General features: G+C 63.7%; 18 protein-coding genes. 12 read left to right on the plus strand and 6 right to left on the minus strand.

What is annotated here, in order from left to right:
• Window positions 1–4: 4 nt before the first annotated feature.
• The gene (locus CUJ91_RS19905) at window positions 5–829 is read right to left on the minus strand and encodes an IclR family transcriptional regulator (RefSeq protein ID WP_006049264.1); all 825 of its coding nucleotides are present in this window, start codon (window positions 827–829) and stop codon (window positions 5–7) included.
• Window positions 830–1,065: 236 nt separating this feature from the next.
• Here CUJ91_RS19905 and CUJ91_RS19910 point away from each other — a divergent pair, with 236 nt between their 5' ends.
• The 9 genes from CUJ91_RS19910 (at window position 1,066) to CUJ91_RS19950 (ending at window position 10,445) form a co-directional block, all read left to right on the plus strand.
• A complete protein-coding gene (locus CUJ91_RS19910; RefSeq protein WP_107708947.1) occupies window positions 1,066–1,770 on the plus strand; it encodes a FadR/GntR family transcriptional regulator in 705 nt (234 codons plus the stop codon).
• Window positions 1,771–1,844: 74 nt separating this feature from the next.
• Window positions 1,845–2,735, plus strand: a complete 891-nt coding sequence (gene ltnD / locus CUJ91_RS19915) for an L-threonate dehydrogenase (RefSeq protein ID WP_107708945.1) — start codon at window positions 1,845–1,847, stop codon at window positions 2,733–2,735.
• A gap of 15 nt (window positions 2,736–2,750) precedes the next feature.
• Window positions 2,751–4,058, plus strand: a complete 1,308-nt coding sequence (otnK, locus tag CUJ91_RS19920; protein WP_114156927.1) for a 3-oxo-tetronate kinase — start codon at window positions 2,751–2,753, stop codon at window positions 4,056–4,058.
• Window positions 4,058–4,756: a 3-oxo-tetronate 4-phosphate decarboxylase gene (gene otnC, locus CUJ91_RS19925; RefSeq protein WP_114156928.1), complete on the plus strand. Its 699-nt coding sequence runs from the start codon at window positions 4,058–4,060 to the stop codon at window positions 4,754–4,756. Before otnK ends, otnC begins: the two co-directional genes overlap by 1 nt.
• A 73-nt stretch (window positions 4,757–4,829) precedes the next feature.
• Complete coding sequence (locus CUJ91_RS19930) at window positions 4,830–6,164, plus strand: MFS transporter (protein ID WP_107708939.1); 1,335 nt, start codon at window positions 4,830–4,832, stop codon at window positions 6,162–6,164.
• Between the two features lie 76 nt (window positions 6,165–6,240).
• The gene (gene otnI, locus CUJ91_RS19935) at window positions 6,241–7,026 is read left to right on the plus strand and encodes a 2-oxo-tetronate isomerase (RefSeq protein WP_006049270.1); all 786 of its coding nucleotides are present in this window, start codon (window positions 6,241–6,243) and stop codon (window positions 7,024–7,026) included.
• A gap of 50 nt (window positions 7,027–7,076) precedes the next feature.
• Entirely contained in the window at window positions 7,077–8,057 is a 981-nt protein-coding gene (denD, locus tag CUJ91_RS19940) for a D-erythronate dehydrogenase (RefSeq protein WP_114156929.1), read from the plus strand.
• 371 nt (window positions 8,058–8,428) lie between these two features.
• Window positions 8,429–9,631: a 3-oxoadipyl-CoA thiolase gene (pcaF, locus tag CUJ91_RS19945; RefSeq protein ID WP_053859514.1), complete on the plus strand. Its 1,203-nt coding sequence runs from the start codon at window positions 8,429–8,431 to the stop codon at window positions 9,629–9,631.
• A 232-nt stretch (window positions 9,632–9,863) separates the two neighbouring features.
• Complete coding sequence (locus CUJ91_RS19950; RefSeq protein ID WP_029966366.1) at window positions 9,864–10,445, plus strand: hypothetical protein; 582 nt, start codon at window positions 9,864–9,866, stop codon at window positions 10,443–10,445.
• A 104-nt stretch (window positions 10,446–10,549) separates the two neighbouring features.
• Here CUJ91_RS19950 and CUJ91_RS19955 read toward each other — a convergent pair whose 3' ends face one another.
• The 3 genes from CUJ91_RS19955 to CUJ91_RS19965 all read right to left on the minus strand — a co-directional run bounded on the left by CUJ91_RS19955 (window position 10,550) and on the right by CUJ91_RS19965 (window position 13,425).
• Window positions 10,550–10,927 (minus strand): DUF2917 domain-containing protein, encoded by a 378-nt coding sequence (locus CUJ91_RS19955; RefSeq protein WP_053859512.1) that lies wholly within the window; start codon window positions 10,925–10,927, stop codon window positions 10,550–10,552.
• A gap of 270 nt (window positions 10,928–11,197) precedes the next feature.
• Window positions 11,198–12,424, minus strand: coding sequence for a sensor histidine kinase (locus tag CUJ91_RS19960; RefSeq protein ID WP_006049275.1), 1,227 nt, complete (start codon window positions 12,422–12,424; stop codon window positions 11,198–11,200).
• A 104-nt stretch (window positions 12,425–12,528) separates the two neighbouring features.
• Window positions 12,529–13,425 (minus strand): LysR family transcriptional regulator, encoded by an 897-nt coding sequence (locus tag CUJ91_RS19965; RefSeq protein ID WP_029966363.1) that lies wholly within the window; start codon window positions 13,423–13,425, stop codon window positions 12,529–12,531.
• Window positions 13,426–13,542: 117 nt separating this feature from the next.
• On the opposite strand from CUJ91_RS19965, the gene CUJ91_RS19970 reads away from it, so the two are divergent.
• Window positions 13,543–14,436, plus strand: coding sequence for an aldo/keto reductase family oxidoreductase (locus CUJ91_RS19970; RefSeq protein WP_114156930.1), 894 nt, complete (start codon window positions 13,543–13,545; stop codon window positions 14,434–14,436).
• Window positions 14,437–14,454: 18 nt separating this feature from the next.
• Here the strand turns inward: CUJ91_RS19970 and CUJ91_RS19975 are convergent, their stop codons facing one another.
• Complete coding sequence (locus CUJ91_RS19975; RefSeq protein WP_114156931.1) at window positions 14,455–15,363, minus strand: LysR family transcriptional regulator; 909 nt, start codon at window positions 15,361–15,363, stop codon at window positions 14,455–14,457.
• A 75-nt stretch (window positions 15,364–15,438) separates the two neighbouring features.
• Here CUJ91_RS19975 and CUJ91_RS19980 point away from each other — a divergent pair, with 75 nt between their 5' ends.
• Both CUJ91_RS19980 and CUJ91_RS19985 read left to right on the plus strand, forming a co-directional pair.
• The gene (locus CUJ91_RS19980) at window positions 15,439–16,215 is read left to right on the plus strand and encodes an NAD(P)H-dependent oxidoreductase (protein WP_114156932.1); all 777 of its coding nucleotides are present in this window, start codon (window positions 15,439–15,441) and stop codon (window positions 16,213–16,215) included.
• 186 nt (window positions 16,216–16,401) lie between these two features.
• Entirely contained in the window at window positions 16,402–17,244 is an 843-nt protein-coding gene (locus CUJ91_RS19985) for an alpha/beta hydrolase (RefSeq protein ID WP_114156933.1), read from the plus strand.
• A gap of 62 nt (window positions 17,245–17,306) precedes the next feature.
• On the opposite strand, the gene CUJ91_RS19990 is transcribed toward CUJ91_RS19985, so the two are convergent.
• The gene (locus CUJ91_RS19990) at window positions 17,307–18,599 is read right to left on the minus strand and encodes an aspartate carbamoyltransferase (RefSeq protein WP_006049281.1); all 1,293 of its coding nucleotides are present in this window, start codon (window positions 18,597–18,599) and stop codon (window positions 17,307–17,309) included.
• Between the last annotated feature and the right edge of the window lie 6 nt (window positions 18,600–18,605).

Here is an 18,605-nt window from a genome sequence, read left to right on the forward strand (position 1 = left end):
GCCATCACCCGCGCCGCGCCACCATCTCCGACACGCTTTGCGCCGCGTGTTGCAGCGGCTCGAGAAACGCCTTCACCATCTGCTTCGCGGAATTGCGCTGCGCATTGCCGCTGATGTTCATCGCGGCGATCACGCGTCCCTGCCGATTGCGGATCGGCGCGGACAGCGAAATCAGACCGCCTTCGAGTTCCTGATCGACGATGGCCCAGCCCTGGCGGCGCACCTGCGCGATCAGCTTCTTCAGTTCTTCCTTGTCCGTCACCGTGCGCGGCGTGTGCGCGTAAAGCGGCGACGAATTCAGCGTTGCGTCGAGCGTTTCGTCGTCGAGCGCGGACAGCAGCACGCGGCCCATCGACGTGCAATACGCCGGCAAGCGGCTGCCGATCGACAGATTGATCGTCATGATCTTGTGCGTCGGCACGCGCAGCACATACACGATCTCGGTACGGTCGAGCACGGCCGCCGAGCAGCTCTCGTGAACCTGCGCGGACAATTCCTCCATCACCGGCTCGGCGAGATTCCAGAACGGCATCGACGTCAGATACGCGAAGCCGAGGTCCAGAATCTTCGGCGTGAGACGGAACAGGCGCCCTTCGGCTTCGACATAACCGAGCGTCTGCAAGGTCAGCAGAATGCGGCGCGCGCCGGCGCGCGTGAGGCCGGTCGCGGCGGCGACGTCGGTGAGCGTCTGTTCGGGGCGCTTCGCGTCGAACGCGCGAATCACCGCGAGGCCGCGCGCGAACGACTGCACGTAGGAGTCGCCCGGTTTGTCCGGGGCCGGTTCGGCGCTGGCGGAAACGTCGGAGGACGGCGGCAAGGCTTTGCTCATGGACCTGGGAGAATGCGTTCGAAGGGCTCGGGCACCGCTGGCGTCGAGTGAATCGACCTCGATCGACCGTGATCGACGCTTGATCAACATGCGGATGCGCAAAGGCGTGACGATAGCTTAAGCCTTCTGTTTCGCCAACTTAAGCACCCTGCGCTTGAAAAACCCAGGGTATCCGAGGATGCCGCCCGCATCGAAAATTTGTATGATGACCCGATAACATGACAACGAGGCAGTGCATGTTCGACAAGATTCCAGCGCGCGCATTGAGCGACACGGTCGCGCAGCAGCTTCTCAAGCAGATCGACAAGGGCACGTTCACGCGCGGCGGCAAGCTGCCGACCGAGGCCGTGCTCGCGCAACAGTTCGGCGTGAGCCGCACGGTGATTCGCGAGGCGATCTCGCGGCTGAAGAATGAAGGCGTGGTCGAGCCGCGTCAGGGCAGCGGCGTGTTCGTCGCGGCGCATGGGACGGTGCGGCCGCTGCGTATCGACTACGCGGAAGCGGTCGAGCCTGGCTCCGTCGTGCAGATTCTCGCGCTGCGGCGGGCGATCGAAGCCGAAGTCGCGTCCGAGGCCGCGATGCGCCGCACCGACGCCGACATGATGGCCATTGATGCCGCGCTCGCGAAGATCGACGAGGCTGTCGCCGAGGGCGAAGACGGCGTGACCGAAGACGTCGCGTTTCATCGCGCGATCGCGGCGGCTACCGGCAATCCGTATTTCCTCAAAACGCTCACGTTCCTGAACCAGTATCTCGAGGCCGGCACGGTCGTCACGCGTCGCAATGAAGCGTTGCGCGAGGACTTTTCGCGTCAGGTGCGCGAAGAGCATGCGGCCATTGCCGCCGCGATTCGCGCGGGCGATCCGATGGCCGCGCGCAATGCGGCGCGAACGCATATGTACAACGCCGCACGGCGGCTCGCGGAAGCGGGCATTCGCTGATGCAAGGCCCTGTGCCCGGCGCATTCCCGCGCCGATTCGCGTGAGCACTTAACAGACTTCAGAGAGGTTCGAGCATGTCCAGAAATGTTGGTGTCATCGGTCTTGGCGCAATGGGCCTCGGCGTCGCGCGCTCGTTGCTGCGCGCGGGCTTTCGCGTTCACGCGTGCGACCTGCGCAGTGAAGTGCTGCAAGCCTTCGTGAAGGAGGGCGGCGTGGGTTGCGCATCGCCCGCCGAACTCGGCGCGCAATGCGAGGTGGTCGTCACGCTGGTCGTCAACGCTGCGCAAACCGAAGCCGTGCTGTTCGGCGCACAAGGCGCGGTTTCGGCGATGAAGCCGGGCGGCGTCGTGATCGCAAGCGCGACGGTCGCGCCCGATTTCGCGATCGAACTCGGCAAGCGTGTTGAAGCAGCCGGCTTGCAGATGCTCGATGCACCGGTCTCGGGTGGCGCGGCGCGCGCGGCATCCGGCGAGATGACGATGATGACGTCCGGCCCCGCCGCGGCTTATGCGGCCTGCGAGGACGTGCTGGCGAAGATGGCCGGCAAGGTCTATCGCCTCGGCTCGGCGCATGGCGCGGGATCGAAGGTGAAGATCATCAACCAGTTGCTCGCGGGCGTGCATATCGCGGTGGCGGCGGAGGCGATGGCGCTCGGCTTGCGCGAAGGCGTCGATCCCGACGCGCTGTACGACGTCATCACGCACAGCGCGGGCAATTCGTGGATGTTCGAAAACCGCGTGCCGCACATACTCAATGGCGATTACACGCCGCTGTCGGCCGTCGATATTTTCGTCAAGGATCTCGGTCTCGTGCTCGATACCGCGCGCCGCTCGAAATTCCCGTTGCCGCTTTCGGCGGCGGCGCATCAGATGTTCATGATGGCGTCCACGGCCGGCCACGGCGGCGAGGACGATTCCGCGGTCATCAAGATTTTCCCCGGCATCGACGTGCCGGCGGCCAAGTAAGCGGGAGCGCCTGCCATGACGGCTACGACACAACGCGCGCTGCTCGGCTGCATCGCCGACGATTTCACGGGCGCGACCGACCTCGCGAATATGCTGGTGCGCGGCGGCATGCGCACCGTGCAGACCATCGGCGTTCCTCAGGATGGCGAAACGATCACGGCGGATGCAATCGTCGTCGCGCTGAAGTCGCGCACGATTCCGGCCGCCGATGCGGTCGCGCAATCGCTCGCCGCGCTCGACTGGTTGCGCGCGCAAGGGTGCCGCCAGTTCGTTTTCAAATATTGCTCGACGTTCGATTCGACCGATGCGGGCAACATCGGCCCGGTGACGGATGCGTTGCTCGACGCGCTTTGCGCCGACGACAAGGCAAGCGCTTTCACGATTGCATGCCCGGCGTTTCCCGAGAACGGACGCACGATTTTTCGCGGGCATCTGTTTGTCGGCGATGCATTGCTCAGCGAGTCCGGCATGGAGAATCATCCGCTCACGCCGATGCGCGACGCGAACCTCGTGCGCGTGCTGCAACGTCAGACGCAATCGCAAGTCGGGCTCGTGCGCTATGACGCGGTGGCGAAGGGCGCCGCGGCAGTGCGCGAATCGTTCGACGCGTTGCGTAAGCAGGGCGCACGCATGGCAATCGCCGATGCGGTCTCCGACGCCGATCTGTACGTGCTCGGCGAAGCCTGCGCCGATCTCAAGCTGATCACGGGCGGCTCGGGCATCGCGCTCGGTTTGCCGGCCAACTTTCGCCGCGCGGGCTTGCTTCAGCCGCAAGACGATGCGGCGCAACTGCCGGCCGTCGAAGGTTTGTCGGCGGTGCTCGCGGGCAGCGCGTCGAAAGCGACCAACGCGCAAGTCGCGGCGTGGCGCGACACGCGTCCCGCGTTTCGCATCGATCCGCTCGCGGCCGCGCGCGGCGAGGCCGTCGTCGAACAGGCGCTCGCATTCGCGCAGACGCACCTCGACAAAGGCGAGCCGATGCTGATCTATGCAACCGCCACGCCCGACGAAGTCAAAGCGGTGCAACGCGAACTCGGCGTCGATAAGGCGGGGCATCTGGTCGAAGCCACGTTGGCGTCGATTGCGCGCGGTCTTTATGAGCGCGGCGTGCGCAAGTTCGTCGTGGCCGGCGGCGAGACATCGGGCGCAGTGGTGCAGGCGCTCGACGTGCACAGTTTGCGCATCGGCGCGCAGATCGACCCGGGCGTGCCCGCGACTGCGACGACCGGTTCTCAACCGCTCGCGCTCGCGCTGAAGTCCGGCAATTTCGGCGCAACGGATTTCTTCGAAAAAGCGCTGCGCCATCTGAACGGAGCCGCTTGATGACTAGTGAACTGACTAGCGCAACGACCGGCGCAACGACCGGCGCACCCGCCATCCACGCAACGAACGAAGCGCGCGTGCGCGAAGAAATCTGCATAACAGGCGCGAGTCTTTATCAGCGCGGCTATACCGTGGGCAGCGCCGGCAACATCAGCGCGCGTCTCGACGACGGCTGGCTCATCACGCCGACGGATGCGTGCCTCGGCCGCCTCGATCCCGCCGACATCGCCAAAGTCGATCTCGACGGCAACGCGGTGTCGGGCGGCAAGCCGTCGAAAACGCTCGCGCTGCATCGCGGCATCTATGCGCGCAACGGCGAGGCGCGCGGCATCGTGCATACGCATTCGACGCATCTCGTCGCGCTCACGCTTGCGGGCGTATGGAGCGAGAGCGACGTACTGCCGCCGATCACCCCGTACTACGTGATGAAAGTGGGCCACGTCCCGCTGATTCGTTACAGCAGGCCAGGCGACCCGCAAGTCGCCGCGCAAATCGCCGCGCTGGCCGGCAGCGTTCGCGCGGTGTTGCTCGAGCGGCTCGGTCCGGTGGTGTGGGAGCGCTCGGTCGCGCAGGCGTCGTATGCACTGGAAGAACTCGAGGAAACCGCACGTTTGTGGCTCATGACGAATCCGCGGCCCGCGCCGCTTACCGAAGCCGCGCTCGAAGAACTGCGCAGCGTGTTCGGCGCGCGCTGGTAGCCGGTTGCAACGGACCATTCAAAGCTAGATCGCCCAAGGCGACGCATCACACATCCATCCAAGGAGACATTGCATGAGTTCGTATCAGGCCGTATCGGGCCAGCCGATTGCGGCGGCCCTGGGACAACCCGGCGCCGCGGAAATCGAGCGTACCTACAAGAAAGTGTTCTGGCGCATCGTGCCGTTCCTGATGCTGTGCTACGTGGTCGCTTATCTCGACCGTGTGAACGTGGGCTTTGCCAAGCTGCAAATGTCGCAGGATCTCGCGTTTAGCGAAACCGTGTTCGGCCTCGGCGCGGGCGTGTTCTTCATCGGCTATTTTCTGTTCGAGTTGCCGAGCAATATTCTGATGCACAAGCTCGGCGCGCGTATCTGGATAGCGCGAATCATGATTACCTGGGGCGTGATGTCGGCGCTGTTCGTGTTCGTCAAGACGCCCGCGCAGTTCTATATCTTGCGCTTTCTGCTCGGTCTCGCCGAAGCCGGTTTCTATCCTGGCGTGATCCTTTATCTGACGTACTGGTTCCCGTCGCATCGGCGCGCGAAGATCATTGCGGTGTTCATGTCGGCGATTCCGGTGTCGGGCATTTTCGGCAATCCGCTGTCCGGCTGGATCATGCAGTCGTTTCATAACAGCTCGGGTCTCGCGGGCTGGCAGTGGATGTTCCTGATCGAAGCGGTTCCCGCGGTTGCAATCGGCATTGCGACGATCCTGTATCTCGACAACGGCATCGCGAGCGCGAAGTGGCTGAGCGAACCCGAAAAGCGCTTGCTCAGCGATGAAATCGCCGCATCGCAGCCGAAGGAAAAAGCCAACGCGCATTCGCTGCGCGCCGTGTTCCGCGATCCGCGCACATGGTGGATGTCGCTGATCTATTTCGCGTTCGTCACCGGCCAATATGGTTTGACGTTCTGGATGCCGACGCTCATCAAATCGACAGGCGTTAGCGGTGCGTTCAATATCGGCTTGCTGAGCGCTATTCCGTTTCTCTGCGCGATCGTCGTGATGAATCTGATGGGCCATAGCGCCGACAAGCGCCGCGAACGCCGCTGGCATCTGATCGTGCCGGCGCTGTTCGGCGCGGTGGGCTTCACGGTGGCGGCTTCGTTCGCGAGCAACACGGTTGTGTCGATTGCGTTTCTATCGCTCGCCGCAGCCGGCGTGCTGACCTGCGCGCCGCTTTTCTGGTCGCTGCCGACGGCGTTCATGTCGGGCGCGACCGCGGCGGCAGGCATCGCGATCATCAATTCGATCGGGAATCTCGCGGGCTTCGCGAGCCCTTATATGATCGGGTATCTGAAGGACCTGACGCACAGTACGCAGTCCGGCATGTATGTGCTGGCCGGCATGCTGGTGATCGGCGCGATTGCCACGTGGCTCACGCCCGCGAGACTGGTCAACCGTTAATCGTCCTGCGCGCGGCTTACGCATTGCCTGGTGTTGTTTGCCGCGCGCCGAACATCGCTTCAAAGGAGTTGCCGCCATGCCTCGCTTCGCCGCGAATCTGTCGATGATGTACAACGAGCACGCTTTCCTGGACCGCTTCGCCGCCGCGGCGAAAGACGGCTTCAAAGCGGTCGAGTTTCTGTTCCCCTACGATTTCCGCGCGGAAGAAATCAAGGCGCGTCTCGATGCGAACGGCCTCACGCAAGCGCTCTTCAATGCGCCGCCGGGCGACTGGGCAAGCGGCGAGCGCGGCATCGCGACGCTGCCGGGACGTGAAGACGAGTTTCGCCGCAGCATCGACACCGCGCTCGACTACGCGCGGGTGATTGGCAATCGCAAGCTGCATGTGATGGCCGGCCTGATCGCCGCCGATCAGCCGCGCGAGCGGCATCGCGAGGTGTATCTGCAAAACCTTGCGCATGCCGCGAAGGCCGCGCAAGCGGAGGGCATCACGATCGTGATCGAGCCGATCAATACACGCGACATGCCGGGCTTTTTTCTCAACCGGCAAGATGAAGCGCAAGCCATTTGCGCGGAAGTCGGCGCGCCGAATCTCAAGGTGCAGTTCGACTGTTATCACTGCCAGATCGTCGAAGGCGATCTCGCGATGAAACTAAGGCGCGATTTCGCGGGCATCGGCCACATTCAGGTCGCGGGCGTGCCCGAGCGGCACGAGCCGGACACGGGCGAGATCAACTATCCATATCTGTTCGAGGTGATCGACGCGCTCGGTTACGACGGCTATATCGGCTGCGAATACCGGCCGCGCGCCGCGACGTCCGCGGGACTCGGCTGGTTAAAGCCTTATCTGAACGCAGCGTGAAGGCGGCCTGAGCGCGGCCTGATAACCCAACACGAGGACTCAAGCGAATCATGAAAGTACTCATTACCGGCGGTGCAGGTTTTCTCGGTCAGCGCCTCGCGCGTGAACTGCTCGCGCGCGGTTCGTTGAAAGACGCGCAGGGCGCGCCGCAAGCACTCACGGAACTCGTGCTGCTCGACGTCGTGCAGGCCAACGATTTCGGCGACAGCCGCGTGCGCACCGAAGTCGGCGATATCGCCGAGCGCAGCGTGCTCGAGCGCGCGATCGACGGCCAGACAGCGGCGATTTTTCATCTTGCCGCGATCGTCAGCGGGCAGGCCGAAGCGGATTTCGATCTCGGCATGCGCATCAATCTGGATGCGTCGCGTCTGCTGCTGGATGTCTGCCGGCAACGCGGACACCGGCCGCGCGTGCTGTTCACGAGTTCGGTCGCGGTGTACGGCGGCGAGTTGCCCGAGGTCGTGAAGAACGATACGGCGCTCAATCCGCAGTCGTCGTACGGCGCGCAGAAAGCGATCGCCGAGTTGCTGCTCAACGATTACTCGCGGCGCGGTTTCGTCGACGGACGCGTTCTGCGCCTGCCGACCATCAGCGTGCGGCCGGGCAAGCCGAACGCAGCGGCGTCGTCGTTCGCGAGCGGCATTATCCGCGAGCCGCTGAACGGCGAAGAGGCCGTGTGTCCGGTCAACGGCTCGACGCGCCTGTGGCTGCTGTCGCCGCGCAAGGCGATTGAATGCCTGATCGCCGGCCTCGAGCTGAATGCCGCCGCGCTCGGCAACCAGCGCGTGCTGAATCTGCCCGGCATTTCAGTCAGCGTCGACGAGATGGTCGCGGCGTTGCGCGAAGTGGCCGGCGACGAAGTCGCGAAACGGATCGTGTGGCAGGCGGATGCGCGCGTGGAAAAGATTGTCGGCAGTTGGCCCGGACGATGGGATACGTCGCGCGCCGAGCAGCTCGGCTTGCGCGGCGATCAAAGTTTCGCCGATGTGATCCGCGGCTATATCGCCGACGAAGGCATCTCGCTCCGCTGACGTCCCTTTAGCGTCCCTTCAAACGTCCCTCCAGCCTCGCGCCGCGGCCTTGCAAACACGGGCCGCGGTGCGAGCGCCTCAATCGTCAGACACTTTGCCGTGCGCGTTCCGGCTTCTCACGTATTCCCTGGTGCAAGCCGGCGTTCGCTTGACAGCGTTTCCGCCGCGCGCCTATCATCGAGTCTTGTTGTTCGATATATGACCGTCTGTTCGCATAAAGAACAAAACGGCCAGCGACTCGAACGCATCGTTCACTATCCTGCGCTAAGCTGAATTCCCGCGAGTACCGCCCGGCAGCCTGTCCGGCCGATGCCCGACTCATCCGTGCGCTTCTGCCGGCGCCGCGCGCAGTACATCACTGGAGACATCACATGTCCGAAGCATTCCTGTGCGACGCGATTCGCACACCCATCGGCCGCTATGCGGGTTCGCTGTCGTCGGTTCGCGCTGACGATCTGGGCGCGGTGCCGCTCAAGGCGCTGATGGAGCGCAACCCGAACGTCGACTGGAACGCCATCGACGACGTGATCTACGGCTGTGCCAATCAGGCCGGCGAAGACAACCGCAACGTCGCGCGCATGTCGCTGCTGCTCGCGGGCTTGCCGCAGGCGGTGCCCGGCTCGACCGTGAACCGCCTGTGCGGTTCGGGCATGGACGCGGTCGGCATCGCGGCGCGCGCGATCAAATCGGGCGAGGCCGCGTTGATGGTGGCGGGCGGCGTCGAAAGCATGAGCCGTGCGCCGTTCGTGATGGGCAAGGCGACCAGCGCGTTTTCGCGCCAGGCGGACATCTACGATACGACCATCGGCTGGCGTTTCGTCAATCCGTTGATGAAGCAGATGTACGGCGTCGACTCGATGCCCGAGACCGGCGAAAACGTCGCGACCGACTACAACATCAGCCGCGCCGATCAGGATGCGTTCGCGCTGCGCAGCCAGCAAAAAGCCGCGCGCGCGCAGAAGGACGGCACGCTCGCGCAGGAAATCGTCGGTGTGACGATCGCGCAGAAGAAGGGCGATCCGATCACCGTATCGCAAGACGAACATCCGCGCGAAACGAGCCTCGAGACGCTCGCGAAACTGAAGGGCGTCGTGCGCCCGGACGGCACCGTGACCGCGGGCAACGCGTCGGGCGTCAACGACGGCGCTGCGGCTCTGCTGCTCGCCAACGAAGAAACCGCGAAGCGCTTCGGCCTCACGCCGCGCGCGCGCGTGCTCGGCATCGCGACGGCCGGCGTCGCGCCGCGTGTGATGGGCATCGGCCCGGCGCCCGCCACGCAAAAACTGCTGGCGCGTTTGAACATGACGATCGATCAGTTCGACGTGATCGAGCTGAACGAAGCGTTCGCGTCGCAAGGCATTGCGGTGCTGCGCACGCTCGGCGTGGCCGACGACGACGCACGCGTGAACCCGAATGGCGGCGCGATCGCGTTGGGTCATCCGCTCGGCATGAGCGGCGCGCGTCTCGTCACCACGGCGATGTACCAGTTGCAGCGCACGCAAGGGCGCTTCGCGTTGTGCACGATGTGTATCGGCGTCGGACAGGGAATTGCAATCGCCATCGAACGCGTGTGATGTTCTGAACGCGTCTGCGTTAGATAACGCTCCGCGCACAACAGCCTCTTCGCCCAACAGCGAAGAGGCTGTTTTTTTGCATCGATGCCTGCGGCCCTTCGCGCGATTGAAGCTTTCTGTAAGGCATGTACAATCTTTGCGCTGCACCTTTAATCAAGCGTCCTGAATATATGCGTATTGAGCGATGCGAAATGCGCATTGAATAAAGGGCGATTCATCGAGGAGAGCGTAAATGAAGTCAGCGACGATTGCAGCGGCATTGGCAGCAGCGATGCTCGCGGCGGCTCAACCGGCATGGGCGCAAGACGCGATGGCGAGCGCCGCGCAAGACATTGTGAGCGCGGTACAGCCGGTGCATCTGAAGGCCACGATCGTGGGTATCGATCCCGGCAGCCGCGCGCTGACGCTGAAGGGCGCAGGCGGTAACGTGGTGGTCGTGCTCGTGGGTCAGCAAGTTGCCGGCTTCGAAAAGCTCAGAGTCGGCGATCGTGTCGATGCACTCTACAAGAATGCGCTGCTCGTGAAGGCGGATCGGGTCGACGGCAAAGGCAAGGGCATTCGCGAACGTGTCGATACGCAGGTTTATGCACCGGCTTCGGGCGGCTTCGAATCGGCGCGCCAGGTTGAAGTGCTTGCCACCGTGCAGAAGATCGACCGCAAACGGCGCCTCGTCACGCTGCGCGGCGCCTATCAGACGCAGACGCTAGAAGCCGGTCCGCAAGTCGATCTGACCGGTGTGAAAGTGGGCGATACGATCCATGCGGTGTTCGTCTCCGCTGCGGCCGTCGAGGTCACGCCGCAAGATACGCAGTAAGACACAGCTCGGTAAAGCATGAGTATTTGCGCGGCGCGATGGCCTGCAAGAGACCATCGCGCCGTTGCACTTTTCGCGAGCGTGTTTCGCACGCGGGAAGCATGTCAACGCGGTGTCGGCGGTCCCAGGCCCAGGCGGGCGAGCCGGCTTAGACAACGCCTGAACAAGCCCTGTGCGGGCAACAGATAAGTCAGCGAGACATGCGCCGTGCGCTCGCCGTCGATGCTGAGCCATATGCGTTCGCCGCGCTGCAGGCTGAACGTTTGACCCGGCACCAGCCAGTGATCGTAAGGCGAACTAACGCGCGTCAGCCAAAGACGCGCACCGTTCACCGCGAGCGTGCTGTCGGCTTCGACGCGCCATGTCAGCGTCGCGCCAGGCGCGACGGGGAAATGCACCACCACCCTCGGCAGACGCTCGTTCTGCTGATACGCCAGAACACGTGCGTCGTCGTCCATGCACTGCGGGCTTGCCTGATCCATCTTGCTCTCCGTTATAGAGCCGGCTGACGGAGGCGCCCACAAAACAAAAGGCCCCTTCCGTTACCGGCGGGGCCTTGGGGGCTTGTTTTACAGATTCAGACTGCTAACGCGCACATGCTCCCAAAGGCCAGCCGATGACGGCTCGCTTCGGGTGATTAATCGCGACGGCGATGGAGGTGTGCGTGAACATGAATTGAGTGTGCCGTTTTGCCGCACGCTCTGTCAACGGAATTCGGCCGCTATTTTCCGTAGCCGCGGTGGCGGGTGCTGTTAGTTCTGCAACCGCTCCTCCTCGAGCGTCAACGGAAAGCGGATCGTGAACGTCGTGCCCACGCCCTCGCGCGACACGAACTCGATGTGTCCGCCCAGCACGCGGCACAGTTCCTTCACGATGGCGAGTCCGAGCCCGGTGCCGGGAATGTCGTCGTCCGCCGCGCGCTCGAATTCATGGAAGACGCGATCCGCATCGGCGGGCGCGATGCCCACGCCGGTATCGGACACGCGAATCGACCAATGCTCCGGACCGGCCATCGCGAAGTGCAACTCGACCTGTCCTGATTGCGTGTACTTGATTGCGTTGGTAAGCAGATTCACGGCGATCTGCTTGAGCTTCAAACGGTTCGACGTCACGGCGGGCAGCGCCGGATCGAACGCCGAGCGCAGCGTCAGCCCCTTCGCCTCGATGGACGGCCGCGACGACGCAACCAGTTCCTCGAAGAGTTCATGCAGATCGACCTGTTCGGGCGTCAACGGCGCGCCGTCGCCGAGTATCACCGAGTACTCGACCATCTGCTCGACCAGCGCCTTCATGTCTTCGGCCTGCCGGTTCGCCAGAGTCAGCGCGGTGTCGGCTTTCGCGGGCGCGCGGGCGATCAGTTGCAGCGCCATCGAAAACGCGTTCAGGAAGTTGCGCAGATCGTGAACCACGCTGCGCGTGATGTGCATGCGCGACTCGTACAATTCGCCGACGAGCCGTTGCTTCAGCGTCAGTTCGTGATTGGCGCGCTCGAGCCGCCCGGTGTATTCGTCGATCTTGCGGTCGCGTTCGCTGACCACTTCCCTGATCGACGTGAGCGTGACCACGCTCAGCGTTTCGGCGATCATGCGGCGCGCGCGCCGCTCATGCCGGCGCGTGAATGTGCCGTCGCGCGACGCGTAGTCTTCGAGTGCATCGGCGAGAACCTGGTGGAAAAGGTCGAGTTCCCGCACGAGTTCTTCGATGCGATAGCCCTGGCGCCAGCGCACCAGGCCGTGCTTTCGGGCATCGCGTTCGATGGCCGGTTCGACGCTTTCCAGGTCTTCAATATCGAGCGCCGCGCACAAGCCTTCGAGAATTTCCGGCAGATGGTCGGCGAGTTGCTGATACGTGAGCTTGTCGGCTTCCACGAGGTCGGCGTCGCCGAAAACCGCGTTCATCCATTGCTCTGTTAGTCGGAGCCGCTCGGCGCGAATGAAACCGGCGAAGTTGCGCAGCGGGCTAACGCGTTTGTCGTTCATGATGGCGCAGTCGATCAGGTTTTGGGAAGTGCGTCGCTGCAATGGCGGCAGCCCATTATCACCGCAAATCGGCGGCGTGGCGTCGAAATTGCGGGCCGGTCACGTCATGCGTTGCGGTCCCTCAGAAAATCGACGAATGCGCGCAGCGGCGCCGGCACATGACGGTGGCCGGGATAATACAGAAAAGGTCCGGAAAAGCGCTGCCACCACGGTTCGAGAATCGGTTCGAGCGCGCCGCTGTCGAGATGCGGCCGAAGCATGGGTTCGAACAGATGGATCACGCCGACGCCCGCGACGGCCGAGTTGATCAGCAGGTCCATTGCTGCTCCCGGCCGCACGAGCAGGGGCCCGGACGGATTCAGTTGCACCACTTCGCCGTCGCGCTCGAAGTACCAGGTCGGCATGGCGCCGCCGGCAAACTGACCGCGCAGGCAAGCGTGCGAAAGCAGCTCGCGCGGATGTTGCGGGCGTCCGCGAAGCGCGAGGTAGTCCGGCGCGGCAGCCGTCGCAAAGCGCTGCACGCGTGGACCGATGGGCACGGCGATCATGTCCTGCTCGAGCCGTTCGTCGTAACGGATGCCGGCATCGCAGCCGATCGAGAGCACGTCGACAAAGCCGTCCTCGACGAACACTTCGACGCGTATGTCCGGATACGCTTTCAGAAACGGCGCGATGATATCGGGCAGCACGATGCGCGCGGCGCTCGCGGGCACGTTCAGTTTGAGCGTGCCGCTTGGCTGCTCGCGGAAGCCGTTGAGCACGTCGAGTGCCGCTTCCATTTCGCTGAAAAGCGGCGTCAGCTTTTCCAGCAGACGCACGCCTGCTTCGGTCGGCGCGACGCTGCGCGTCGTACGGTTCAGCAGACGCAAGCCGAGCTTTGTTTCGAGCCGGCGCACGGCGACGCTCAGGCTCGAAGCGGAAACGCCGCTGCTGCGCGCCGCGTCGCGAAAGCCGCCCGCGCGTGCGACCGAGATGAACGCGGTCAGGTCGTTTAATTCCATGGCGATGGTTCGTTTTTGATTGTTCGTTTTTTTGCACGACCCGTGCACGTTAGCCCGCTTTATTAAACGGTGCAATCCCGGCCATACTGCGCTTCAACTACCAGCAAGGAGAGCCTGATGCCGAACCTCGAAATCACCGACACCTTCCCGTTCGCCGGCCGCCAGATCCGGCGCATGGGCTATGGCGCAATGCAACTCGCGGGACCGGGCGTGTTCGGCCCGCCGAAGGATCGCGACGCCGCGCTTGCCGTGCTGCGCGAAGCGGTGGAGCAAGGCGTGAATCACATCGATACCAGCGATTTTTATGGCCCGCATATCACCAACCAGCTCATTCGCGAGGCGCTGCATCCGTATCCCGCCGATCTCGTGATCGTCACGAAGCTGGGCGCGGTGCGCGGCAGCGACGGCGCGTGGCTGGCGGCGCAGGAGCCGCAGGATCTGGAGCGCGGCGTGCACGACAATTTGCGCAACCTCGGGCTCGACGCGCTCGAGGTAGTCAACATGCGGCTGATGGGCGACGTGCACGCGCCGAGCGAAGGGTCAATCGAAAAGCAGATCACCGCGCTCGCCGAGTTTCAGCAGCGCGGCCTGATTCGCCACATCGGCCTGAGCAACGCGACGCCGGCGCAAGTGGCCGAGGCGCAGCGCATCGCGAAGATTGTCTGCGTGCAGAACCACTACAACCTCGTGCACCGCACCGACGACGCGCTGATCGATCAACTGGCCGGCCAAGGCATCGCGTATGTGCCGTTTTTCCCGCTGGGCGGCTTTACGCCGATCCAGTCGTCGGCTTTGACGGAGATCGCGCAAACCATCGGCGCGACGCCGATGCAAGTGGCGCTCGCCTGGCTGCTGCAGCGCGCGCCCAACATTCTGTTGATTCCGGGCACGTCGTCGGTCGCGCATCTACGCGAGAACCTGGCGGCGGCCAGGCTGACACTGAGCGGCGAGATTCTCGCGAAGCTGGATGTGATCGGCCGCGGCGATGGTCACGTTGACGGCCAGAGTTAGCCAGCGCATGACGCCTCATCAAACCGAACCGGCAATATGCGCGCGCAACCACTGATGCGCCGGATCGCGATGCGAGCGCTCATGCCACAGCATCGCCATTTCATAGCCGGGGACTTCGACGGGCGACTCGACCACGCGTAACGCAGCGTTATCGCGGACGAGCCGCGCGGGCACCATCGCCACGAGGTCGCTGTTCGCGAGCGCGGAGATCATGAACAGAAAGTGCGGAACGGAAAGCACGACTTTGCGTGTGAGACCGGCGCGGGCCAGAACCTGGTCCGTGACGCCGGCAAAGCCGCCGCCGTCCGGCGACACGATCACGTGCTCGAGCTTCGAAAACTGCGCCAACGTGGGCCGCCGTTTGAGACGCGGATGATCCGCGCGTCCGGCAAGCACATAACGCTCGGCAAACAGCACGCGCCGCCGCAAGCCGGCGGGCGCGTCTTCGCTGGTATGAAAGCCGAGGTCGATCTCGCCTTGTTCCGCCTGCTTCGCAATACGCGGCGGCACCGCTTCGACGACCGCGAGCCGCGTGCCGGGCGCTGCTTTGCGCAGCCCTTGCAACGCCGGGAGAACGATCGTCGACTCGGCGTAGTCCGTCGCGGCAATGCGCCAGGTTTGCGTCGCCTGCGCCGGGTCGAAAGGACGCGCGGGCGCGACCGCTTGCTCCAATGCTTCGAGCGCCTGCCGCAACGGCTCGCGCAGCGCCTCGGCGCGCGCGGTGGCGCGCATGCCTCGCGGCCCCGGCAGCAGCAGCGGATCGCCGAGCACGTCGCGCAGTTTCGCGAGATGCACGCTTACTGACGGCTGCGAGAAATTCAGCCGCTCCGCCGCGCGCGTCACGTTGAGTTCCGCGAGCAGTACGTCGAGCGTGACGAGCAGATTCAAGTCGAGCTTGCGCAGATTATTCACGGCTATACCTGTCATATCAGCAATTCATTTCCAATATACCGCGCCGGCCACTATCGTGGGTGCATTCCCACATGAATCAAGGCAACGCAAATGAACGTTCTGATTGTTTATGCTCATCCTGAACCGCGGTCGTTGAATGGGTCGCTGAAGGACTTCTCCGTCAAGCGCCTGCAGGAAGCAGGGCACGCGGTTCAGGTCTCCGATCTGTATGCGATGAACTGGAAGGCGCCACTCGATGCAGCCGATAGCCTCGCGCCTGCAACAGGCGAACGCTTCGACCCGTCGCGCGCGTCGAAGCATGCATTCGAGAATGGGCTGCAAAGCCCGGACATCGCCGCGGAACAGGCGAAGCTGAAATGGGCCGATGCGGTCATTTTTCAATTCCCGCTGTGGTGGTTCTCGATGCCCGCGATCATGAAGGGCTGGGTGGAGCGCGTCTACGCCTATGGTTTCGCGTACGGCGTGGGCGAGCATTCCGATGCGCGCTGGGGCGACCGCTACGGCGAAGGCATGTTAGCCGGCAAGCGCGCGATGCTCGTCGTCACCACGGGCGGCTGGGAATCGCATTACAGTCCGCGCGGCATCAATGGTCCCATCGACGATGTGTTGTTCCCGATCCAGCACGGCATTCTCTATTACCCCGGCTTCGACGTGTTGCCGCCGTTCGTCGTGTATCGCACGAGCCGCATCGACGAAGAAAAATATCTTGAAGTACGCGATGCGCTCGGCAAGCGTCTGGACAATCTCTGGAATACCGCGCCGATACCGTTCCGTCCGCAGAACGGCGGCGATTATCTGATTCCCGAGTTGACGCTGAAGGACGACATCGCGCCGGGCCGCGAGGGCCTGAGCTTGCATGTCAAATAGCGGGATCGCGCGCGCATGTTCGCCACGCATGCGTCGCGCATGGAGTGAGGCGAATCGTAGGGTTCGTTGAAATTTGGCTGTAAGTCGCCGTTGCTAGAGTCGTCGCTGGAATTTGCCGCCCCGCATGCAGAGCCGCCTGCTGCATCGACTGTGTTGTCCGCACATGTAGAAGGGAGAGCGACGAATATGAGTACAGCACGTCTTGTCTGGCTGATCGCGATGCTGCTTGCCGCCGCTCCCGCATGGGCGTTCCAGTCCCGTGTCGTGACGATCCCGAGCGCGGCCATGCACAAGTCTCTCGACGCGACAGTCGTGTTGCCCGACCGCTATGCGCGCAGCAACGCGGCCGACCGCTTCCCGGTCGTCTATCTGTTGCACGGCTCGGGCGGCGACTACACCGACTGGACCGCCAATTCGCCTATCGGCAGACTCGCCGACCGCTACGGCGTGATCCTCGTGATGCCGGACGGCGGGCGCGAAAGCTGGTACATCGACAGTCCCGTCGATGCGGATAGCCGCTACGCCACTTATGTCGGCACCGAAGTCGTTGCCTACATCGACATGCATTTCCGCACGATTGCAACCAAAGACGCGCGCGCGATCACCGGCTTGAGCATGGGTGGATTCGGCGCGCTGCATATCGCGCTCGACCGTCCGGACGAATTCGGCGCGGCCGGCAGCATGAGCGGCGCAGTCGATCCGCGCGGTTGCGAGGACGAGCCGGGCATCGATCAGGTGTTCGGCGATCCGGCGCGGCACGCGGACTTCTGGAACAGCGAGGCGATTGTCGAACACGCGCGCAGCTTTGCGAGCGCGCACATGGCGCTGATGATCGACTGCGGCACGAACGATTCGCTCGTGCACTCGAACCGGATGCTGCATGCGCGACTCGTCGAACTTGGCGTGCCGCATCGGTATGCCGAGCGGCCCGGCGGCCATACGTGGAAGTACTGGGCGAATGCGGTGCAGTACCAGGTGCAGTTCTTCGCGGCCGGTTTCAGACGCAACGGCAGCAGCGCGGTAGCTTGATGCACTGTCACTACCACTGCCGGGTTTTATTTCGGTAACCGAACTAAATTACCGAGGCAGCTTCAGTCGATGCCATGAAACACCGCATCGTCCGGGCCGAGATACGCGGGCGGGCGCCAGGCCGCGTCGCGCATCGAATGCTGAACCAGTTTTTCCACGCCGAGCAGCACCGCGAATATCGCCATCCGCACCGGGATGCCGTTATCGGTTTGCCGGAAAATCGCAAGCCGCGAATCGTGATTCAGGTCCACGCTCAGGTCGTTCGCGCCCGGCCGGCTATCGCGCGGCAGCGGGTGCATGATCAGCGTATCGGTGCCGCACACGCTGTCCACCAGCGCCTGATTGATCTGGAAGTCGGGCGTGTAGCCTTCGAACGATTCGTCGGTAAAGCGTTCTTTCTGAATGCGCGTCGCGTACACCACGTCGGCGCCGCGCAGCCCGCTCGGCAGATCGTGAGTCTGTTCGATCACATGCCCGTTGCGCGAAATCTGCTCGATGATATAGCCCGGCATTTCCAGCATGGGCGGCGAGATCAGCGTGAACTTGATGCCGCGATAGAGCGCCAGCAGCTTGACGAGCGAGTGCACGGTGCGCCCATATTTGAGGTCGCCGACAAGTGCGATATGCGCGCCGTCGACAATCTTGCCGAGCCGCGAGAATTCGCGCTGAATGGTGTAGAGGTCGAGCAGCGCCTGGCTCGGATGTTCGCCGGGGCCGTCGCCGCCGTTGATCACCGGCACGTTGGTCGCGCGCGCGAATTCCGCCACCGAGCCTTGCTCGGGATGGCGGATCACCAGCGCGTCGACGTAGCCGCTCATCACGCGGCTCGTGTCGTAGATCGACTCGCCCTTGGCCATCGACGAAAACGTGAAGCCGGTCGTGTCGCAGACGGAACCGCCGAGCCGGCAGAAGGCCGCGCCGAAGCTCACGCGGGTTCGCGTGCTGGCCTCGAAGAACAGATTGCCGAGCACCGCGCCTTCGAGCACGCGCGAGATTTTTCGGCGCCGCGCGATGGGCTGCATGATGTCGGCGACGCGAAACAGCGCTTCCACCGAGTCGCGCGAGAACTGATCGACCGACAGCAACTGCGGCTTGCCTTCCCACAGCATCTGGCTCGCGAGCGATTGCGAATCTACGCTCTGCGTATACTTTTCGCCCGGCTCGCCATGCAGGACGATCTCGGACACGAATCGCTCGACAATCTCCGGCATGGCACGCGATTCCTGCGAGTCGTCCGGCAGAAGCCACGTATCCAGCGCTCTTCGCGACACGCCGATGCGGCCCGCGAAGGTCTCGCGCGTCATGTTCAGACGCCGCATGGCGTCGCGGAGGAAGGCTTGTTGCGGGACGCTCATGAAGGC

Origin of the sequence: Paraburkholderia graminis, assembly GCF_003330785.1 — a bacterium.
GTDB classification, from domain to species: domain Bacteria; phylum Pseudomonadota; class Gammaproteobacteria; order Burkholderiales; family Burkholderiaceae; genus Paraburkholderia; species Paraburkholderia graminis.

Excerpts from the sequence above, each read along its gene's own strand:
- CUJ91_RS19930 (WP_107708939.1), top strand. The coding sequence starts at position 4,830 with ATGAGTTCGTATCAGGCCGTATCGGGCCAGCCGATTGCGGCGGCCCTG.
- CUJ91_RS19910 (WP_107708947.1), top strand. The coding sequence starts at position 1,066 with ATGTTCGACAAGATTCCAGCGCGCGCATTGAGCGACACGGTCGCGCAG.
- otnK (WP_114156927.1), top strand. The coding sequence starts at position 2,751 with ATGACGGCTACGACACAACGCGCGCTGCTCGGCTGCATCGCCGACGAT.
- CUJ91_RS19905 (WP_006049264.1), bottom strand. The coding sequence starts at position 829 with ATGAGCAAAGCCTTGCCGCCGTCCTCCGACGTTTCCGCCAGCGCCGAA.
- CUJ91_RS19955 (WP_053859512.1), bottom strand. The coding sequence starts at position 10,927 with ATGGATCAGGCAAGCCCGCAGTGCATGGACGACGACGCACGTGTTCTG.
- CUJ91_RS19970 (WP_114156930.1), top strand. The coding sequence starts at position 13,543 with ATGCCGAACCTCGAAATCACCGACACCTTCCCGTTCGCCGGCCGCCAG.
- denD (WP_114156929.1), top strand. The coding sequence starts at position 7,077 with ATGAAAGTACTCATTACCGGCGGTGCAGGTTTTCTCGGTCAGCGCCTC.
- CUJ91_RS19950 (WP_029966366.1), top strand. The coding sequence starts at position 9,864 with ATGAAGTCAGCGACGATTGCAGCGGCATTGGCAGCAGCGATGCTCGCG.
- CUJ91_RS19980 (WP_114156932.1), top strand. The coding sequence starts at position 15,439 with ATGAACGTTCTGATTGTTTATGCTCATCCTGAACCGCGGTCGTTGAAT.
- CUJ91_RS19990 (WP_006049281.1), bottom strand. The coding sequence starts at position 18,599 with ATGAGCGTCCCGCAACAAGCCTTCCTCCGCGACGCCATGCGGCGTCTG.
- ltnD (WP_107708945.1), top strand. The coding sequence starts at position 1,845 with ATGTCCAGAAATGTTGGTGTCATCGGTCTTGGCGCAATGGGCCTCGGC.
- otnC (WP_114156928.1), top strand. The coding sequence starts at position 4,058 with ATGACTAGTGAACTGACTAGCGCAACGACCGGCGCAACGACCGGCGCA.
- CUJ91_RS19960 (WP_006049275.1), bottom strand. The coding sequence starts at position 12,424 with ATGAACGACAAACGCGTTAGCCCGCTGCGCAACTTCGCCGGTTTCATT.
- pcaF (WP_053859514.1), top strand. The coding sequence starts at position 8,429 with ATGTCCGAAGCATTCCTGTGCGACGCGATTCGCACACCCATCGGCCGC.
- CUJ91_RS19965 (WP_029966363.1), bottom strand. The coding sequence starts at position 13,425 with ATGGAATTAAACGACCTGACCGCGTTCATCTCGGTCGCACGCGCGGGC.
- CUJ91_RS19975 (WP_114156931.1), bottom strand. The coding sequence starts at position 15,363 with ATGACAGGTATAGCCGTGAATAATCTGCGCAAGCTCGACTTGAATCTG.
- otnI (WP_006049270.1), top strand. The coding sequence starts at position 6,241 with ATGCCTCGCTTCGCCGCGAATCTGTCGATGATGTACAACGAGCACGCT.
- CUJ91_RS19985 (WP_114156933.1), top strand. The coding sequence starts at position 16,402 with ATGAGTACAGCACGTCTTGTCTGGCTGATCGCGATGCTGCTTGCCGCC.